General features: G+C 72.2%; 13 protein-coding genes. 11 read left to right on the top strand and 2 right to left on the bottom strand.

The features are described 5' to 3' along the window. Positions 1-12 precede the first annotated feature (12 nt). On the bottom strand, positions 13-1,215 hold the full coding sequence (locus HHX33_RS06100) for an MFS transporter (RefSeq protein WP_182873731.1): 1,203 nt from the start codon (positions 1,213-1,215) through the stop codon (positions 13-15). A 58-nt stretch (positions 1,216-1,273) separates the two neighbouring features. On the opposite strand from HHX33_RS06100, the gene HHX33_RS06095 reads away from it, so the two are divergent. The 11 genes from HHX33_RS06095 (at position 1,274) to HHX33_RS06045 (ending at position 13,534) form a co-directional block, all read left to right on the top strand. Next, on the top strand, positions 1,274-2,245 hold the full coding sequence (locus HHX33_RS06095; protein WP_182873730.1) for an ArsR/SmtB family transcription factor: 972 nt from the start codon (positions 1,274-1,276) through the stop codon (positions 2,243-2,245). Positions 2,246-2,677: 432 nt separating this feature from the next. Next, entirely contained in the window at positions 2,678-3,418 is a 741-nt protein-coding gene (locus tag HHX33_RS06090; RefSeq protein ID WP_138462000.1) for a TauD/TfdA dioxygenase family protein, read from the top strand. Between the two features lie 27 nt (positions 3,419-3,445). Then, complete coding sequence (panD, locus tag HHX33_RS06085) at positions 3,446-3,892, top strand: aspartate 1-decarboxylase (RefSeq protein ID WP_138461999.1); 447 nt, start codon at positions 3,446-3,448, stop codon at positions 3,890-3,892. After that, positions 3,889-5,268: a DUF6002 family protein gene (locus HHX33_RS06080; protein WP_182873729.1), complete on the top strand. Its 1,380-nt coding sequence runs from the start codon at positions 3,889-3,891 to the stop codon at positions 5,266-5,268. The genes panD and HHX33_RS06080 overlap by 4 nt, the downstream gene beginning before the upstream one ends. 25 nt (positions 5,269-5,293) lie before the next feature. Next, positions 5,294-6,520 (top strand): hypothetical protein, encoded by a 1,227-nt coding sequence (locus HHX33_RS06075; protein ID WP_182873728.1) that lies wholly within the window; start codon positions 5,294-5,296, stop codon positions 6,518-6,520. Next, on the top strand, positions 6,517-7,668 hold the full coding sequence (locus HHX33_RS06070; protein WP_182873727.1) for a potassium transporter TrkA: 1,152 nt from the start codon (positions 6,517-6,519) through the stop codon (positions 7,666-7,668). The genes HHX33_RS06075 and HHX33_RS06070 overlap by 4 nt, the downstream gene beginning before the upstream one ends. Before the next feature lie 30 nt (positions 7,669-7,698). After that, a complete protein-coding gene (gene asnB, locus HHX33_RS06065) occupies positions 7,699-9,528 on the top strand; it encodes an asparagine synthase (glutamine-hydrolyzing) (protein ID WP_182873726.1) in 1,830 nt (609 codons plus the stop codon). A 113-nt stretch (positions 9,529-9,641) separates the two neighbouring features. Further along, on the top strand, positions 9,642-10,514 hold the full coding sequence (locus HHX33_RS06060; RefSeq protein ID WP_182873725.1) for an alpha/beta fold hydrolase: 873 nt from the start codon (positions 9,642-9,644) through the stop codon (positions 10,512-10,514). A 145-nt stretch (positions 10,515-10,659) separates the two neighbouring features. After that, positions 10,660-11,418, top strand: coding sequence for a (Fe-S)-binding protein (locus HHX33_RS06055; protein WP_182873724.1), 759 nt, complete (start codon positions 10,660-10,662; stop codon positions 11,416-11,418). Positions 11,419-11,471: 53 nt separating this feature from the next. After that, complete coding sequence (locus HHX33_RS06050) at positions 11,472-12,887, top strand: lactate utilization protein B (protein WP_310741240.1); 1,416 nt, start codon at positions 11,472-11,474, stop codon at positions 12,885-12,887. Next, positions 12,884-13,534 carry a LutC/YkgG family protein gene (locus tag HHX33_RS06045; RefSeq protein WP_182873723.1) on the top strand — a complete coding sequence of 217 codons (651 nt, stop codon included), beginning with the start codon at positions 12,884-12,886 and terminating at the stop codon, positions 13,532-13,534. Before HHX33_RS06050 ends, HHX33_RS06045 begins: the two co-directional genes overlap by 4 nt. 9 nt (positions 13,535-13,543) lie before the next feature. Here HHX33_RS06045 and HHX33_RS06040 read toward each other — a convergent pair whose 3' ends face one another. Further along, on the bottom strand, positions 13,544-14,611 hold the full coding sequence (locus tag HHX33_RS06040) for a Vms1/Ankzf1 family peptidyl-tRNA hydrolase (protein ID WP_182873722.1): 1,068 nt from the start codon (positions 14,609-14,611) through the stop codon (positions 13,544-13,546). Positions 14,612-14,616: the final 5 nt, after the last annotated feature.

Below are 14,616 nucleotides of genomic sequence, written 5' to 3'. Positions count from 1 at the left end.
CCGGCGGACCACTCAGACCGCCGGGTTGAGATCCGGTACGGCGCCGCCCCGGGCGGCGCGCCAGCGTGGCCCGACGTGCGCGATCAGGGCGAGCGTCAGCACCAGGGAACCGGCGCCGGCCAGGGCCATGGCGGTGCCCGTGCTCGTGAGCTCGGCCGCCGTCCCCGTCAGGGACGCGGCGACGGCCTGCATCGTCATCATGCCGCTCATGGCCAGGCCGAGGCCCTGCCCGCACAGCCGCTCGGGCATGGCCAGCACGAGCCGTTCCTGAACGCCGAGCGTGGAGCCGAACCCGAACGACGCCACGGCGACCGCGACCAGGGCGCCCGGCCCGGGAGGGATCACGAGGAACGCCAGATAGGGCACCGCGAGCAGAAGGGACAGGGGCAGGATCAGCCGGCCTCTGAGCTCCGGCGTGAGACGCCCGACGACGACGTCGCCGAGGAGCATGCCGGCCCCCGCCGCCACGAACAGCGCGCCGGCCATGTCCCCGGCGTACGGCACGTAGAGCGCCTCGGCGCCGACGACGAGACCGTTGGGCAGCCAGTGCGCCAGGAGCAGGCCGCGGGTGCGCCGGTCCGCGAAGAGCGTCCGGTTGCCCGCCCACGTGGCTCGCACGGCGCCTCCGGCGGGGCCGCGCGAGGGCCTCGGCCGCAGCCCGGACCAGCTCACCGCGGCGGCGCCCAGCGCGGCGAGGGCCGCGACCCAGAGAGCTCCCGATACACCGACGGAGGTGACCAGGATGCCGCCGGCGGCGAATCCGAGTATCTGCATCACGCCGACGACGATGTTCAGCAGCGCCCGGCCCGGCACGTACTGCTCCCGGCCGAGGACGTCGGTGAGGAGGGCCTGCCGGACGGCGACGGCGACGGCGTCGCCGGAGCCGAGGAGCAGGATCGTCAGCAGCACGGCCCAGACCGGGAGCACGCCGAAGGCCAGGCCGCACAGCGTCACCGCCCTGACGGCCTCCCAGACCGTGAGGGCGAGGCGAGGCGGAAGCCGGTCGGCCAGGGACATCACCGTCAGGGCGACGATCGCCTGCGGCAACAACCCGGCCAGGAACGCGACCGCCGACAGGAGAGGCGAGCGGGTCGCCGCGAAGACGAGCGACGCCAGAGCCAGCTGCTGCATTGTCTTTCCGGCGATCGTCAGGCTGTGCCCGCAGAAAAGCGCCCGGAATTCGGGCACCTTCAGCACGTCACCGTAACTCACCACGTCGACATCATGCGGCAGGCCTGATTATGCGGGCCATCTTTACGCCTGGAGGCGAAACATGGTCGTGCTCCGCGTCTCGGCGGACGATCTGGTGGGAATTCGATTCGCGCTGTCGCCGATCGGCGAGACCATCGCGGCGCTGCAGATTCTCGCGGGCCGCAGGCGCCCGGTGGAACTGCGTCCCTGGCGCGAGTACGGCCGCGCCGTCTACGCCGGTCTCTGCCGCCGCGACCCCACCGTCGCCGCCATAGCCGAGCTCGTCGCGACCACCTCCTGGCTGCCCGACTTCATCTGCGCGCCGCCGCCGGACCTGCGGACGACCGTCACCCGGGAACTGACCCGCATCGCCGGGACCCCGGACGCGCGGGCCCGGCACGACCTGGAGGTGAGCAGCGGCGGCCGTCCACTGGGTGAGGGCCTCGCCGGCTCGGGAGTCGCGGAGCGCGTCGCCGGCAGCCTGCTCTCCGTCTGGAGCGAACTGGTCGAGCCGATGTGGCCCCGCCTCCAGGCGATCGCCGAGCAGGATGTGCTCTACCGCACGGGCCTGCTGACGGCGCACGGCTGGTCGGGAGCCCTGTCCGGGATGAACCTCGGGGTCCGCTGGCTCACCAGCGACCGCCTCGAGATCGCCGGCATCAGCGGACCCGACCGTGAGCTCGACGGCGCGGGCCTGACGCTGGTGCCCTGCACCCTCGGCGGACGATGGCTGGCCACGGCTCCTCCGGAGGCCTGTGCGCTGATCTACCCGGCCCGCGGCGCCGGGCGGCTCTGGGGCGGCGGCCGGGCCGCGACGGACGGCGCCGACCGCCTGATCGGCCAGACCCGGGCGGCTCTCCTCCGCGCTCTCGACCAGCCGTCCACGACCACGCTGCTCTCCCGCAGGCTCGGCCTCAGCACGGGCGGGGTGGGTGATCACCTGGCGGTCCTGTACGACGCCGGCGCGGTGACGAAAACCCGCGACGGCCGGAGCGTCCTGTATCGGAGGACGCCCCTGGGAGACGCTCTCGTCGAGCCCGGAGCAGCGGAATAGGAAATCTCCCGGACCGGGCTGGGCGGCCATTTTTCCGGGGTTTTCGTCGCGGTGGAGAACCGTCTGCCCGCCCATTTTCCGAGGAGAAAAGGGAAGCGTGATTCAGGTGACGCGTGCTGTCTGCCCGGCCCTGCCTCCGGCAAACAGACTACTTTGGGTCACGTCCTCCGTCGGGGTCCGGGCGCCGATACGCAGGCATTGTCACGCATGGTCGGCCCGATTAGCCCGGCCGGTTCGTCACTTTAAGTGAATTGTTGCGAGCGCTTGACAATGCCGAAACTTCGTTTGTTATGGTGGAAAACGTTCGATGATCCACGGAAGTAGATCCCGGTGGATCTTTTATTACGGCATCTCGCCCGCGCGATCTCCGGCACCCTCGAATTGTGTGGTTCGAATCATGCCGTCATGTCCGGCAAAAGCCCAGGAGGAGTAATGTCACATTCTCCGATCAGCATCCTTTCGCAGGTCGACTTCAACGGGCAGCCGCTGGCCGAGGAACTGCTGATGAGAACGTTCCGCCAGCTCATGGACGAGCACGGATACGTCCTCATGTGCAACGTCCCCGACCGGTTCGACCCCGTGCGGTTCTGCCGCGCGCAGGGGACGTTCGTGCCGAACTACACCGGAGCAGTGGTCGGGGACGTCCGGCCGGAGCCCGGCATGGACGACGTCTACCACGCGGGCAACACGAGGCCCCTCACCCCGCACACCGAGGGCTACGACTTCGCGATCGCACCGCCCCGCTACATCGCCCTGTGGTGCGTGACGCCGGCCGGCGGTCCGGGCGGGGAGACCACGCTCGCGGACACGCGTCCCTGGGTCGACGCGCTGTCGGAGGAGGAGCGCAAGATGCTCGAAGCCACCGACTACGACTGGAAGACCACCGAAGGGGTGCAGCGTCTCGGCCTGGACCTCAAGACGCGCCACCCGATCCTCGAGGACACCGAGGACGGGCTGATCGTCCGATTCAGCTGCAACAACCTCCTGCGGGACGACCACGACCCGGTCGTCGAGATCCAGGAGCGCTGGAAGGCCGCGTTCGACGACGACCACGTGGCGATCCATTACCACAGGAACGACATGCTCGTGTGGGACAACTGGCGTCTCCTGCACGCGCGCAACGCCTTCAGCGACCGCAGCCGCCACCTGCGCCGAATCCAGATCGCCGCCTGATCCCCCCACTCGACGAAGGGCCCCCACGTGTACCGGACCATGCTGCACAGCAAAATCCACCGCGCCACCGTGACCCAGGCCGACCTGCACTACGTCGGCTCCCTGACACTCGACCGGGACCTGCTCGACGCCGCCGACCTCCTGCCGGGCGAGAAGGTGGACATCGTCGACATCGACAACGGCAACCGCCTGAGCACCTACGTCATCGAGGGCGAGCGGGGCAGCGGGATCATCGGGATCAACGGCGCGGCGGCCAGGCTCATCTCGCCGGGCGACCTGGTGATCATCATCGCCTACAAGACCGTGGGCGAGGAGGCCGCGCGTCTCCTGCAGCCGAGGATCGTGTTCGTCGACCGGGACAACAGGCCCGTCGACGTCGGTCCCGACCCGGCCCGGGTGCCCGCGACGGCCGCGGCGGCCGGAATGTCCAGGCTCGTCCGGGGCGACCTGCTCGCGAAGGGATCCCCCCGATGACCGTCACCGCCGCCGCCCCGGTCGCGTCCGCGAGCGCGCCCGCCGCGACCCGTCCCGCCCTGGTCCGCTACTACGACGAACTGTCGCGGATCCTCGCGCACGCCGAGACCCGCGCGCGGTCCGGGGCGCCGGACGGAGGCGCGTTCACCCCCGGCTGGAGCCTCCCCCCGCTCACGCCCGAACTCGAGGCGTTCTTCGCGCCCAGCCTGATCACCGCGCACGAGCTGGAGCCGTACAGGGACACCCGGCTGACTCTGCTGAACCTGATGCACAACCCCCGGACGCGTACGACCAAGACCTTCGCGTCCCTGATGATCGTCGCCCGGGCGGTCGCGCACATCCGGCGCACCGGCGAAGCAGTCATGATCATCACTCCGTCCAGCGCGAACAAGGCCACCGCGCTCCGGGACGCGGTCCAGCGGGCGCACGAGACCGGGCTGGCCGGCGAGGACGAACTCGGCATCGTCTGCGTCGTGCCATCGGCGTCCCGCCACAAGCTGTGGCGTTCCGCCCTCGTCGAGGATCCTCAATCACGCCGCCGCAACCCCCTCGCCGTCCTCGACTCCGGCGAGGCGGGGCAGGTCAAGACGTTGGCGCGCGCGGTCGCCGACGAGGAGGCGCACGCCGTCTTCGACCGTCACGGCGTACGGCTCTGGCACTCGCTCGACCTGGCCAACTACGCGGTCGCGGACGCCGCCCGCGCTCTGTTCGAACGCGACCGCCTGCCGGCCGCGGCCCGGGTGCACGCGCACTCCGTGTCGAGCGCTTTCGGCCTGCTGGGCCACTTCTACGGCCAGCAGTGGCACACCGGCCGGGAGTGGCCCGGGACCGGCGCGCGATACTTCCTCGTCCAGCACCTGGGCACGCCCGACATGGTCGCCAGCCTCTACCACGGGACGTTCGGCTACCGGCCCGAGTGGACGTCACACGATGGGCTGCTCACGCAGCACGCCGACCCGCACTTCCCGCGCGTCGCCTACGCCTCCGACGAGGACCTCGACCCCACGTTCTACACCCGTGCGCCGGTCACCTCGCCCCGCATGAACGAGATCATCAAGACCCAGGGCGGCGGCGGGATCGTCGTGTCGCTGGCCGAGTGCCTCGACCGCTACCCGTCGATCCGGCGCCTGCTGGAACCCGCGGGCGTCGACCTGCCGGCCGATCCGCGCCAGGTCCGCGAATGGTCGCTGATCATGGCGGTCACCGGCGTCCTGAACGCGGCCGACCGCGGGCTGCTGGACCTGCGGGACGTCCTTGTCCACGGCTCGGGCTCCTACCACACCGGCGACTACCGGCCGCCCGAGGCCCACCACCTGTCCTCGATCGGCTCCCTCGGCGACCTGCGGGACGTCGTCCACGCGGCGGCCGCCCGGTAACGGCCCGGTCCTCCCAGGAGACACCATGCCCGTCCACATCACCGATGCCGCACCCGCCTCCGTACCCCCGGAGCCCACCCCGCGCCCGCCCGGGGCGCCGGGCCTGACGCCCGCGCTCGCCAGGCTCGCCTACACGTGGAACAACACGCCCCGGCCGGTGTGGCGGGCCGCCCGCCGTCTGACCGACACCCTGGCCTCCTCCGTGCCGGTCGTCCTCTCCCACGCCGAAGGCGACGGCCCCGGCATCGCTTATGCCGGCCTGCCCATCGGGCAGACGAACATCCTGCAACTCATGGAGCACCAGCGCGCCCAGCTGGGCTGGAAGACGGCGGGCCGGGACACCGGTTCGACCGGCTGGCGGGACGTCGCGGCGGGCCGCTGGCCGGACGCCGACCTGGTCGTCATCGGCGCGGAGGAACAGCGGATGAGCACGCTGCCCTCGCTCGGTGGTCTGACGGCGCCCTTCCGCATCCACCTCGTGGTCGACATCCCGGACGGCGAGGAGGAACTCCAGCAGCGGATATCCCGGCGTGAACGGTGGCAGTTCCGCCGCAACCAGCGGGAGCACGACTGGAGGCTGGAGGAGGACTCCTCAACCGGGGCCCTCGACTTCTTCTACCACCGGATGCATGTGCCGACCATGGGCCACCGGCACGGCGACCGCAGCCGTACGGAGCGGCTCGCCGTCGCCCGGCACGCGATCCTCCCGCGTGGCACGCTCTTCTTCGTCGCCGACCGCGCGGGGACCCGCGTCGCCGGCGTCCTGTGCCAGTGGTCCGCGGACCGGCGGACCCTGACCACCCGCCTCCTCGGCGTCCTGGACGGCCGGGACGAGCACTACCAGAGTGGTGCCTTCAAGGCCGTCTATCACCTGCTCCTGCTGTGGGCCTGCGCCCACCGTGTGCCACGGGTCGACTTCTTCGGCACCGAGGCCTTCGTCAGCAAGGGCATCTTCCAGTGGAAACGCAAGTTCGCGCCCCGCCTGGAACTGCCGCCGAACCACTTCTCCACGAAACGGATGCGGATCTACGTACGCCGCGACACCCCCGCGGTCAGGGACTTCCTCGTCGCCAATCCGTTGCTGCGGATCGACGACCGGCAGACCCTCACCCCGGTGTACTTCACCGACGCGCGGCGGCCACCGCGGCTGGACGTCAGCGCGCGGTGCCCGGGAGTCCCGGAACCCGAGATCGTCGACCTGGACGCGTTCCTGGGGTCCTGCCCGACGCCGCCGGGAAGCACGGCACCATGACCGGCACCACGACCGGCACCACGACCGGCGCAGTGACCGGCGCTCGCGGCGTGGTCGTCCTGGGCACCGGCGCCTTCGCCGGTGCCCTGGTGCGGTCGTTCGCCCACCTGGCGTCCGCCCCGGCCACCGTCCACGTCGTCAGCCGCGACCTGGGCCGGGCCCGTGACCTCTGCGCCGTCGCCGGCGCCCACGCGGCACTCGCGGGAACCGCCGTCGGGTTCTCGCCCCACGCGCTCGACGTGCCGGGGGGAGACGACCTCCGTCCTCTCCTCGCCCGGGTCCGGCCCGCGGCCCTCGTGCTCTGCGCCTCGGACCAGTCCCCCGCGGAGATGCGGTCCACCCCCTCGGCCTGGACGGACCTGGTGCGCGCCGCCGGGTTCGGCGTCACCCTGCCGCTCCAGGCGGCCGTGGTCCTGCGCTGCGCGCGGGCGAGCGCGGAGGCCGGCGGGGACACGGTCGTGATCAACGCCTGCTTCCCCGACGCGGTCAACGGCATGGTGTGCGCCGCGGGCGTGCCCGTGCTGTGCGGCCTGGGCAACGTGTCCAGCCTCGCCATGGCGCTCCGCGCCCATCTGGGCGTACGCGAGGCGTCACGGCTCAGGCTCCTCGCCCACCACGCACATCTCCACCCCCCGCCGAGCCCCGCCGAGGAGGCGCTCGCCTGGCTCGACGACCGGCCACTCGGCGACGTCGCCGACATTCTCGGTGGGATCCGGGCACGGCCCCGCGAACATCTCAACGAGATGGGAGCCGCGGAGGGCGGGGCGGTGCTGGACGCCGTCCTCCACGAGGAGCGCGGCTACGCCGGGCACGTGCCCGGGCCCCGGGGGCTGCCGGGCGGTTACCCGGTCACGATCACCGGCCGCGACGTGAGTCTCCGTCTCCCCCCGGAGACGGCGGAAGGAGAGGCCGTCGCGTGGAACACCGCCCGCGCGGAACTCGACGGCCTCGTGGTGGACCGGCACGGCACCGCCCGTCCGACTCCCCGCGCGCTGCGGGCGCTCCGGCGGCACTGGCCCGACGCCCCCGCCGCCTTCGGCCCGCGGGACCTCGACGACCTTCGGGCCGAGCAGTTGCGGCTGCGTCGCCGGCTGCGCGGCCTCCCGTCCCATCACTCCGGTGAAGGGCCGGACACCGCGGCCCGCTGATGAGTTCGCTCACCCCAGGAAGGAAACCCGATGTGCGGCATAGTGGGATGGATCGACTTCACGCGTGATCTACGGCAGGAGACGCCGGCGCTGCGGCGCATGACCCGGACCATGTCCCTGCGCGGGCCCGACGCCGAAGGCATGTGGACGGGCCCGCACACGGCGCTCGGTCACCGCCGGCTGTCGATCATCGACCTCGAGGGCGGCACCCAGCCGGCCATCGCCCGCCACGGGCCGTACGACGAACCGGTCGTGCTCGTCTACAGCGGCGAGGTCTACAACTTCCAGGAGCTCCGCGGCACGCTCATGGCCCGCGGCCACCGCTTCACGACGCGCTCGGACACGGAGGTCGTCCTGCGCGCCTACCTCGAATGGGGCGCGAGCTGCGTCGAGCGGTTCAACGGCATGTTCGCCTTCGCGATCTGGGACGCCTCCCGGGAGGAGCTTCTCCTCGCCCGCGACCGCATCGGCGTCAAGCCGCTCTACTACCACGCCTACCCGGGCGGCCTGCTGTTCGCCTCCGAGCCCAAGGGCATCATGGCCAGCCCGCTCTTCACCCCCGTCGTGGGCGAGGAGAGCCTCCCGATCCTCTTCAACGCCCGCCTCTCGCTGCCCGGCGAGACCCCGCTGCGGGGCCTGCGAGAGGTGCGCCCGGGACACCTCGTCCGGTTCTCGCGCGCCGGCGCCAGCGAGTTCCCCTACTGGCGCCTGGTCAGCCGGGAGCACCGCGACGACCTGAAGACGACCGTGGGAACCGTGCGGGAGCTCTTCGAAGACGTCGTCGACCGGCAGCTCGTCGCGGACGTGCCGCGCTCCGCCATGCTCTCCGGCGGGCTGGACTCGACCATCATGTCCGCCCTGGCCCACCGCAGTCTCACCAAGGCCGGCGAGGGACCTCTCAACACCTTCTCGGTCGAGTTCGCGGGCGACGACAGCGACTTCAGGCCCACCGAGCTGCGGCCCGAACCCGACGGCCCGTACGCCCGGCTGGCCGCCCGTCACCTCGGCACCCGGCACCATGACATCGTCCTGGAGACCGCGGACGTCATCGGCGCCCTTCCCGCGGCGCGCCGCGCCCGTGACCTGCCGTCGCTGGGACAGTTCGACACGTCCATGTACCTGCTGTTCAAGGAGATCCGGCGGCACTCCACCGTGGCCCTTTCGGGGGAGGCCGCCGACGAGGTGTTCGGCGGATACCCGTGGTTCCACGACGAGCGCCTGGTCCGGCGGGACCGCTTCCCCTGGATCGGGGACGCTCCGCGCCTGGCCGACTGCTTCGCGCCGGACCTGCACCGCCGGGTCCGGCCGGCGGACGCGGAGCACGACCGCTACCTGACGCTGAAGGCGGAGGTTCCGCGCCTTCCCGGCGAGACGGGCCTGAACGCGCGTATGCGCGAGGTCATGTACTTCAGCCTGAAGGGCCCGCTCACCTATCTCCTCGACCGGAAGGACCGGATGAGCATGGCGGTCGGCCTGGAGGTCCGGGTGCCGTACTGCGACCACCGGCTGATCGAGTACGTCTGGAACGTGCCCTGGGAGATGAAGAACGCGGACGGCCACTGGAAGAGCCTGCTGCGGCTCGCCTTCGCCGACATCCTGCCGCAGGCGACGCTGGACCGCGCGAAGAGCGGCTATCCCGGGACGCACGACCCCGCCTACGAGGCCGAGGTCATGCGGTCGATCGACAAGATCCTCACCGATCGGAGCTCCCCACTGTTCGGTGTGTTCGATCCCCAGCGGGTGGAGGACCTCACCCGGGCCGGGTCCAAGACCATGACCTGGCTCAACGCCAGCCACCTGCTGCTGCCGATCCTCGAGGTGGACGCCTGGATGCGGGCGTACGGCGTGACGCTGGCCTGAGCGGGGCGGCCTCCGCCGCCCGTGGCGTCCGCGTGGCGCAGCGCCCGGTTCCGCATGCCGGAACATCCCGGCCATCGTGTGTGCCGGCCCGCCCGGAAGGAAGTAAGCACGGTATGTTCGATGGATTCACGCTTGATCGAGTCGACCTGACCGATGTGACGCTGCGGGTCCGGCACGGCGGCTCGGGGCCGCCGGTGCTTCTCGTCCACGGGCATCCCCGGACGCACATGACCTGGCACCGCGTGGCCCCGCTGCTCGCCGCCGACTACACGCTCGTCTGCCCCGACCTGCGGGGGTACGGCCAGTCGTCGAAGCCGGCGACGACCCCCGACCACTCGTCCTATTCCAAGCGCAGCATGGCGAACGACTGCCTGGAACTGATGCGCGCGCTCGGGCACGACACCTTCCACGTCGTCGGACACGACCGCGGGGGCTATGTCGCGACCCGGCTCGCCCTCGACCATCCGCACGCGGTGACGCACCTGACCGCGCTCGACGTCGTGCCGATCGGCGCGGCGCTCGCGCGGTGCGACGCGAACTTCGCCACCCGCTGGTGGCACTGGTTCTTCCGCGCCCAGCCCAGCCCGGAACCGGAGACCGTCATCGGGTCGAACCTGAGCCTCTGGTACCAGGAAGGGCCCGAACAACTGGGGCAGGAGTCCTGGGAGGACCTGCAGGAGTCGCTGAGCGACCCCGAGAGGATCCACGCGATGTGCGAGGACTACCGGGCCGGGCTCGGCGTGGACCGGCGGCACGACGACGCGGACATGGAGGCGGGCCGCCGCGTCAGGTGCCCGACCCTCGTCCTCTGGGGAACGCGCGACGACCTGCCCGTCCTCTACGACGACATCATCGGTGTCTGGCAGGAGTGGGTCGAGCCCGAGGTCGTCGGCAGGGGAGTCGACAGCGGTCACCACATCGCCGAGGACGCTCCGGAACGCCTGAGCCGGGAGCTGCGCGCCGCGTGGCGGGAGCTCTCCGGCTGAGACGGCGGACCGGGACGGGCGCCTGCGGCGGCCGGACCGTCCGGCTGGTCCCCGGCCGCCCCCGGGCGGCCGGATACGGACCAGGAGGTATGGTCTGACCGTATCCGGTCCGAATCCGGTCCGGCCGTACACGCCGGGAGGGCACGTGCGGGTCGCCCTGTTCGTCACCTGTGTCAACGACACGCTCTTCCCGGGCACCGGGCGGGCGGTCGTGACGCTGCTGCGCCGGCTCGGCGTCGACGTCGAGTTCCCGCGCGGCCAGACCTGCTGCGGCCAGATGCACGCCAACACCGGCTACCGGGACGAGGCCGTACGGCTGGCCCGGCGCAGCGTGGCGGTCCTGCGCGGCTACGACGCGGTGGTCGTGCCCTCCGGCTCGTGCGCGGCGATGATCCGCGAGCAGTACCCGAAGCTGACCGGGCCTTCCGGGCCCTTCGCCGACGCGGTGGATCGGGTCGTGGCCGTGACGTACGAGCTGACCGAGTTCCTCGTCGACGTGCTGGGCGTGACCGACGTGGGGGCGAGCTTCCCGCACCGGGTCACCTACCACCCGACCTGTCATTCGCTGCGCGGCATCCACCTCGGCGACCGGCCGCTGACCCTGTTACGCCAGGTGAAGGGGCTGGACCTGGTGCCGCTGCCGGGCGCGGAGGAGTGCTGCGGCTTCGGCGGCACCTTCGCGCTGAAGAACGCCGACGTGTCGGCGGCGATGTGCGCCGACAAGGTGCGGGCGGTCCTCGACACCGGCGCCGAGGTGCTGTGCGCGGCCGACAACTCGTGCCTCACGCACATCGGCGGCATGCTCGCCCGGCAGAAGTCGGGCGTACGGGTGATGCATCTGGCCGAGATCCTCGGCGCGGCCGAGCCGGCGGGCGCCGCCGGGCGTCCGGTGAGCGCCCGATGAGGTCCGGTGAGCCCGGTGAACGCGGTGAACGCGGTGAGCGCCCGGTGAGCCCGGTGAGCGTCACCTTCCTCGGGATGCCGGCGACCCGGCCCTTCCCCCGGAACGCCGCGAGAGCCGTACGCGACTCGCAGTTGCGGTTCAACCTCCGCAAGGCGACCCGGACGATCAGGGCCAGGCGGGCGAGCGTGGTCGCGGAGGTGCCCGACTGGGCCGCGCTGCGCGACGCCGGGCGGGCGATCAAGGAGCACACCCTCCGCAACCTCGACCGGTATCTGCTTCAGTTGGAGGAGGCCGTCACGGCGGCCGGGGGGCACGTGCACTGGGCCGCCGACGCGGCCGAGGCCAACGAGATCGTCGCGGGCCTGGTGAAGGCCACGGGCGAGACCGAGGTCGTGAAGGTCAAGTCGATGGCCACCCAGGAGATCGGCCTCAACGAGGCGCTGCTCGAACACGGCATCACGGCGTACGAGACCGACCTGGCCGAGCTCATCGTGCAACTCGGCGACGACCGGCCCTCGCACATCCTCGTCCCGGCGATCCACCGCAACCGCGCGGAGATCCGGGAGATCTTCGCCGGGCGCATGTCGGGCTGGGGCCGCCCCGCCCCGGAGGACCTGACCGACGACCCCGCGGCCCTTGCCGAGGCGGCCCGGCTGCACCTGCGCGAGCGCTTCCTGAAGACGAAGGTGGCGATCTCGGGGGCCAATTTCGCGGTCGCCGAGACCGGCACCCTGGTCGTGCTGGAGTCGGAGGGCAACGGGCGGATGTGCCTCACCCTGCCCACCACCCTGATCAGCGTGGTCGGCATCGAGAAGGTGCTGCCGTCCTGGCGCGACATGGAGGTCTTCCTGCAGCTCCTGCCCCGCAGCTCGACCGGCGAGCGGATGAACCCGTACACCTCGATGTGGACGGGCGCGACGGAGGGCCAGGAGTTCCATCTCGTGCTGCTCGACAACGGCCGCACCCGCGTCCTCGCCGACGAGGTGGGACGCCAGGCGCTGCGCTGCATCCGCTGCTCGGCCTGCCTGAACGTATGCCCGGTGTACGAGCGGACGGGCGGCCACGCGTACGGGTCGGTCTACCCGGGGCCGATCGGGGCGATCCTCACGCCGCAGCTGCGCGGCATGAGCTCCGAGCTGGACCGCTCGCTGCCGTACGCCTCCTCGCTGTGCGGCGCCTGTTACGACGTCTGCCCGGTGGCCATCGACATCCCGTCGGTGCTGGTCGACCTGCGCGCCCGGAGCCCGCATCCCTGGCCGGAACGCGCCGGGATGGCCGCCGCCGGCTGGGTGCTGCGGCGGTCGGGACGGCTGGCGCGGATGCAGCGGATCGGGGGACGGCTGCGGAACCTGGCGCCCCGGCGGCTCCCCGGGCCGCTGGCGGCCTGGACGGACACCAGGGACCTGCCCGAGATCCCCCGGGAGTCCTTCCGCGACTGGTGGGACCGCACGGACGGAGGCCGCCGATGAGCCGTTCCCGCGACCTGATCCTCGCCCGGGTGCGCGGCGCCCTCGCGGGCGTGCCCGATGTCGAGATCCCGCGGGCCTATCGCGGCCCGTCCGCGACGCCGGGTGAGACCCCGCCCGCGACCCCGTCCGAGACGCCGGGTGAGATCCGGCTGTTCGAGGAACGGCTCCGCGACTACCGCGCCGTCGTGCACGTCGTGGCCGAGGCGGCCGTGCCGGAGCGGGTCGCGCGGTCCCTCGCCGAACGCGGGGCGCGGCGGGTCGCCGTGCCCGGGGGGTTCCCCGCGGCGTGGCCGGCCGCCGCCCAAGCCGAGCTCGTGGCCGACGAGCCGCCGCTGACCGCCGCCGATCTCGACGCGCTGGACGGCGTGCTGACCACGTGCGCGGTGGCCGTGGCGGATACCGGCACGATCGTCCTGGACGCCGGACCCGGTCAGGGGCGGCGGGCGCTGTCGCTGGTGCCCGACTATCACCTGTGCGTGGTGCGGGCGGGCCAGATCGTCGCCGGGGTGCCGGACGCGGTCGCCCGGCTCGACCCCGTCCGGCCCCTGACGTGGATCAGCGGCCCCTCCGCCACCAGCGACATCGAGCTGAACCGGGTGGAGGGCGTGCACGGCCCCCGTACGCTCGAAGTGCTGATCGTCACCTGACGCGGGCCGTCAGAAGCGGAGCAGGGCGCCGATGCCGTCCGGCGAGTCGATGTGATCGACGAACCACAACTGCGCGTCCGTCGCGGCCACCGCCCGCGCGAGGGCGGCGTCGGCCCGTTCCCGCACCGGCTCCTCGACTCCCCACGCGCCCAGTTCGGCCGGGTCGGTGGACAGGTGGGTGGGCTCGGGCCCGATCCACATCGTCGCGGTGGAGGACGGGTCGTCGCGCACCAGCACGGTGCTCACCCGCCGGTCGCGCAGTGCGCGGGCCGTCTCCTGCAGGCCGGCCACGGCCGGTCCGGCCGCGAACGCTCCCAGCAGCTCCGCGCACCGGCGGTCGACCCAGGCCCGGCAGGCGGCGTCGGTCTCCTGCCGGAAATGGTGCGGGTCGGCGCCGGGAGCGCGGCTGCCGTGCTCGGCCACCGTCAGCCGCCGTACGACGTCCTTGGCGAGGTGGTCGGTCACCAGGGCCCTCGCCTTGGGATCCCCGGCCAGGACGACGACCTCGGCGCCGATGGCGTGCGCCTCCTTCTCCACGACCTCCGCGACGGCGACGGCGTTGCGGCGCCAGGTCTCCTCGACCTCCCGCTCGAAGTTCCGCTGCGACCAGCCGCCCGCTCCGGTCTTCTGGATCGGCCCTTCCGCGACTTCCACGGTCAGCTCGCGCCGCTGTCCGTCGGCCACGACGGCGACGTCGCCTCCGGCCCGGTCGGCCAGCACCTCGATGTGCGGGACGTGCTCGCCGCGCTGAGCCAGCAGCGGCACGACGTGCGGGAGCGGCGACCACCGCGCGGTCTGCCGGCGAGGGCGGCAGGCGAGCGGCTCGGTGAGCACGACCTCGCCCCGCCGCGCGAAGACCGCGCGACCGGGCGCCGCCCAGACGGGATCGAGCATCAGCTCCCCGATGGGATCGAGGGCCTCCGGCGGGGCTCCCTCCGCGGCCAGAAGCTCGCGCAGGTGAGCCCATCGTCGCTGGACGACGTTGGCCGCTCCCTCGGACGACCGGTCGGTGTCCAGGTAGACCGAGGCGTACGGCCCGCCCGGCTCGTACAGTCCGCGAATGAAGTCGAGTCTCACCGGGT

It is taken from the genome of Microbispora sp. H10670 (assembly GCF_014161385.1).
In the GTDB taxonomy this organism is placed as follows: Bacteria; Actinomycetota; Actinomycetes; order Streptosporangiales; family Streptosporangiaceae; genus Microbispora; species Microbispora triticiradicis.
The sequence above is the reverse complement of the archived record's forward strand: the minus strand, read 5'-3'. Positions and strand labels throughout refer to the sequence as shown.

Excerpts from the sequence above, each read along its gene's own strand:
- HHX33_RS06095 (WP_182873730.1), top strand. The coding sequence starts at position 1,274 with ATGGTCGTGCTCCGCGTCTCGGCGGACGATCTGGTGGGAATTCGATTC.
- HHX33_RS06090 (WP_138462000.1), top strand. The coding sequence starts at position 2,678 with ATGTCACATTCTCCGATCAGCATCCTTTCGCAGGTCGACTTCAACGGG.
- HHX33_RS06080 (WP_182873729.1), top strand. The coding sequence starts at position 3,889 with ATGACCGTCACCGCCGCCGCCCCGGTCGCGTCCGCGAGCGCGCCCGCC.
- HHX33_RS06075 (WP_182873728.1), top strand. The coding sequence starts at position 5,294 with ATGCCCGTCCACATCACCGATGCCGCACCCGCCTCCGTACCCCCGGAG.
- HHX33_RS06070 (WP_182873727.1), top strand. The coding sequence starts at position 6,517 with ATGACCGGCACCACGACCGGCACCACGACCGGCGCAGTGACCGGCGCT.
- asnB (WP_182873726.1), top strand. The coding sequence starts at position 7,699 with ATGTGCGGCATAGTGGGATGGATCGACTTCACGCGTGATCTACGGCAG.
- HHX33_RS06060 (WP_182873725.1), top strand. The coding sequence starts at position 9,642 with ATGTTCGATGGATTCACGCTTGATCGAGTCGACCTGACCGATGTGACG.
- HHX33_RS06045 (WP_182873723.1), top strand. The coding sequence starts at position 12,884 with ATGAGCCGTTCCCGCGACCTGATCCTCGCCCGGGTGCGCGGCGCCCTC.